The sequence below is a fragment of the Candidatus Symbiopectobacterium sp. NZEC135 genome (genome assembly GCF_025962695.1).
The window spans coordinates 1-3,236 of the sequence record NZ_JAGFPF010000165.1 but is presented as its reverse complement, the minus strand read 5'-3'; the positions used below and the strand labels follow the sequence as shown (position 1 = coordinate 3,236).

The window sequence follows — 3,236 nt, the reverse complement described above, 5'->3', positions numbered from 1 at the left end:
CACAGGCAGAAATCGACGCCGTACTCCCCACCTTTGATTTAGTAAGCGAGCGCTCACTTATTGGTTTCTGCCCCGGCGCTGAATTTGGCCCCGCCAAGCGCTGGCCGCACTATCACTATGCCAGCCTGGCACAAACGCTGATCGAACGCGGCCATCACGTTGTCCTGTTTGGCTCAGCCAAGGATAACGAGGCGGGAGAAGCGATACGCGATACGTTACCCGAATCGCTGCGCGACTTTTGCACCAATCTGGCAGGTAAAACGTCACTGGACCAAGCCGTGGTGCTGATTGCCGCCTGTCACGCGGTGGTCAGCAATGATTCCGGGTTAATGCACGTGGCAGCCGCGCTAAACCGCCCTTTGGTGGCACTCTATGGTCCCAGCAGCCCGGATTTCACACCGCCGCTGTCACATCAGGCCAACGTTATCCGCTTGATTACTGGTTATCATCGCGTGCGCAAAGGCGATGGCGAGCAGGGATATCACCAAAGCCTGATTGATATTCAGCCTGAGCGCGTGTTGGAAGCCTTGGGGCCTTACCTCCAGACACAGGAACATCGTTAATGCGGGTGCTGATCGTTAAAACCTCCTCTATGGGCGATGTATTGCACACGCTGCCGGCCTTGACAGACGCCATGCATGTCATCCCCAATTTGCGGTTTGACTGGGTAGTGGAAGAAGGGTTTGCCCAAATCCCCACCTGGCATTGCGCCGTTGACCGCGTGATCCCCGTTGCTATCCGCCGCTGGCGTAAAAGCTGGTTTAGCGCAGAAACGCGGCGTGAACGCGCACAATTTAAGCAAAAACTGCGAGAACGCCAATACGATGCGGTCATTGACGCTCAGGGATTACTGAAAAGTGCACTGTTAGTCACACGTCTCGCACGCGGGAAAAAGCATGGTTTAGACAGCAGCAGCGCACGTGAGCCGCTGGCCAGTATTTTCTATAACTATCGGCACCGCATTGCGCGGCAGCAGCACGCCGTCGAGCGCGTTCGCGAACTTTTCGCGGCCAGCCTGAGCTATCGTAAACCTAGCGATCGAGGGGACTACGGTATTGCCCAGCATTTTCTGACGGCACCGCCGGAAGATACCGGGCGCTATCTGGTATTCCTACATGCGACCACTCGAGATGAAAAACATTGGCCCGAATCTCACTGGATCGAGCTGATCGCCAGCCTGCAACCGTCAGGATTGCGCATCAAACTCCCCTGGGGCGCAGAACATGAACATCAGCGGGCACAGCGCCTTGCCGCCGACTTTCCACACGTCGACGTGTTACCGCGCCTGAGCTTGCAGCAGGTGGCCACCGTGTTGGCGGGAGCACAAGCGGTTGTTTCCGTGGATACAGGCCTGAGTCACCTGACGGCGGCATTGGATCGCCCTAATATCACACTCTATGGCCCTACCGATCCTGGGCTTATTGGTGGATATGGGCTCAATCAGGTGGTAGAACACTCTGAAAATCATCACATGAGCGCGATCTCTGCCGATGCGGTCCGGCAAAAGCTGTCAGAGTTGGTAGACTTACAGCCTCTCGACACGACTTCCCTGCACACATCGGTGCAAAGCGCGTTTCCGTAAAGGTTTGCGCCGGGGCTACACTCATGCCATCCCTGATGGTCGGGATAACGGGGATAGCCCTTGCTACGTGACCGAATGATATGTTGAATGATTTAAGATACAACTGGGCAAAATACCCCGCGGTAAGCGCTTCGTTAACCACTAATACGCTGTTTCCGGGGTGCATGCTGACCCTAGCCGTTATGCCGTTTAGCACCATCATCGCCGGATGGCTGTTTTATTTGACCGGGGTGTCTGCTGCACTGTATGTGGTGACGCATGTGAAACAGGTTCTCACCGCAAAACGGCTGTTGATATTACCCATGTTGTTGCTATTGATGGGCTGTCTCAACCTCGTCTGGTTTTCGCTTTACTATCAACCCGACACCCTTTTTACTGATGTCTATTCCGCCTATCGCACCGCCGGGCATGCGGCGATCCTCGGTGCCTTCATTCTATTAGCTGCATGCCACTTGCCGCACGAAAACCAACCCGTGGTGCAATTAGGTTCATTGCTTATCTGCACAATGACGCTGGCTTATGCGCTATTTCAGTCAGTTTTTCACGATATGCACCGTGTAAGCCTGATCTTTGGCCCGGCAACCAGCGCGGCCTATTTTATAACGTTTATCGGCGCCTTGAGTGCGCAGGCGTTACTTAAGCTCAATGTGCGCTATAAATATTATCTCTATTTATTCCATTTTTTGCTGGTAACCAGTGCCATCATCCTGACTCAGACTCGGGCGGCTATTTTTGTTTATCCCCTGATTGGGGCGATGATCCTGTTATCAGAAGTGCGTCATAATAAACGTAAATTGCTTAAGGGCGTATTTGGCTCCATCGTAACGCTAACGCTCTGCGTTGCGCTGTTCCAGGACACGATCCATAAACGCACCCGTGATTTGATCAATGACATGCGCAGCTACAGCCAGAACAACAGTCAAACCTCGGTAGGCGCACGGTTTGCCATGGTGCAATCCGGTTTGGACGCTGGGTTTGCGGCGCCGTTCGGGCAATCCGCCGAACAGCGCGCGGCAGAGATCACCGCTCTCGCGCAGCAGACGCCAGCCATGAGGGGAGCGGTGAGCTACCTGAACGTGCATCTCCATAACGATATCATTGAGGCTTTTTCGCTGAAAGGCTGGCCCGGTGCGCTACTGATCGCCTTGTTTTATGTCGCGCTCTGTTATTTTTCGATTTTTGTGTTGCGCAGCCACTTTTCCATTGCACTGTTATTTGCCTTACTTATGTTTGGCTTCAGTGATGTCATTCTCTTTGCGCGGGATATGTTGATGGCGTGGCTGGTCACATTCTGCCTTGGCATGACGCTGACGGGAAAATGGACCCGTCCACCCAGCACAGACGCCCCCTCAACCTAGCGTAATTATCGCTGTGAGAGGCATACAGCTTTTAGTACCATAGCGGTATAACATAGAGAGCGTGTGTATTTATTTACGTTACGCCTGATAACAACCCGGATAATAACGCGCAGTCCACTGGTAGCTGACAAGCCAGGGGCGGTAGCGTGGTCATTTTCTGGATTAAGTGCGTTAACTGAAGGAAAGCGAGTGAGCCTCAAAACCCATACCTATAACCGGATATTGATTGTAAAGCTGCGTTTTCATGGGGATATGCTGTTGACTACGCCGCTTATCAGCACGCTAAAAGCGCGCTA

At 53.3% G+C, this 3,236-nt stretch carries 3 protein-coding genes; all 3 read left to right on the top strand.

Annotated elements, in window-relative coordinates; all coding sequences use genetic code 11:
- The coding region (gene waaF, locus J5224_RS24315; protein ID WP_264627797.1) for a lipopolysaccharide heptosyltransferase II at positions 1–563 on the top strand (563 nt) is incomplete at its 5' end.
- Complete coding sequence (gene rfaC, locus J5224_RS24310; protein ID WP_264627796.1) at positions 563–1,582, top strand: lipopolysaccharide heptosyltransferase RfaC; 1,020 nt, start codon at positions 563–565, stop codon at positions 1,580–1,582. The genes waaF and rfaC, both read left to right, overlap by 1 nt.
- 164 nt (positions 1,583–1,746) lie before the next feature.
- Positions 1,747–2,940: an O-antigen ligase family protein gene (locus J5224_RS24305; RefSeq protein WP_264627795.1), complete on the top strand. Its 1,194-nt coding sequence runs from the start codon at positions 1,747–1,749 to the stop codon at positions 2,938–2,940.
- Positions 2,941–3,236 lie beyond the last annotated feature (296 nt).

Coding starts and splice junctions, on each gene's coding strand:
- rfaC (WP_264627796.1), top strand. CDS start 563: ATGCGGGTGCTGATCGTTAAAACCTCCTCTATGGGCGATGTATTGCAC.
- J5224_RS24305 (WP_264627795.1), top strand. CDS start 1,747: ATGCTGACCCTAGCCGTTATGCCGTTTAGCACCATCATCGCCGGATGG.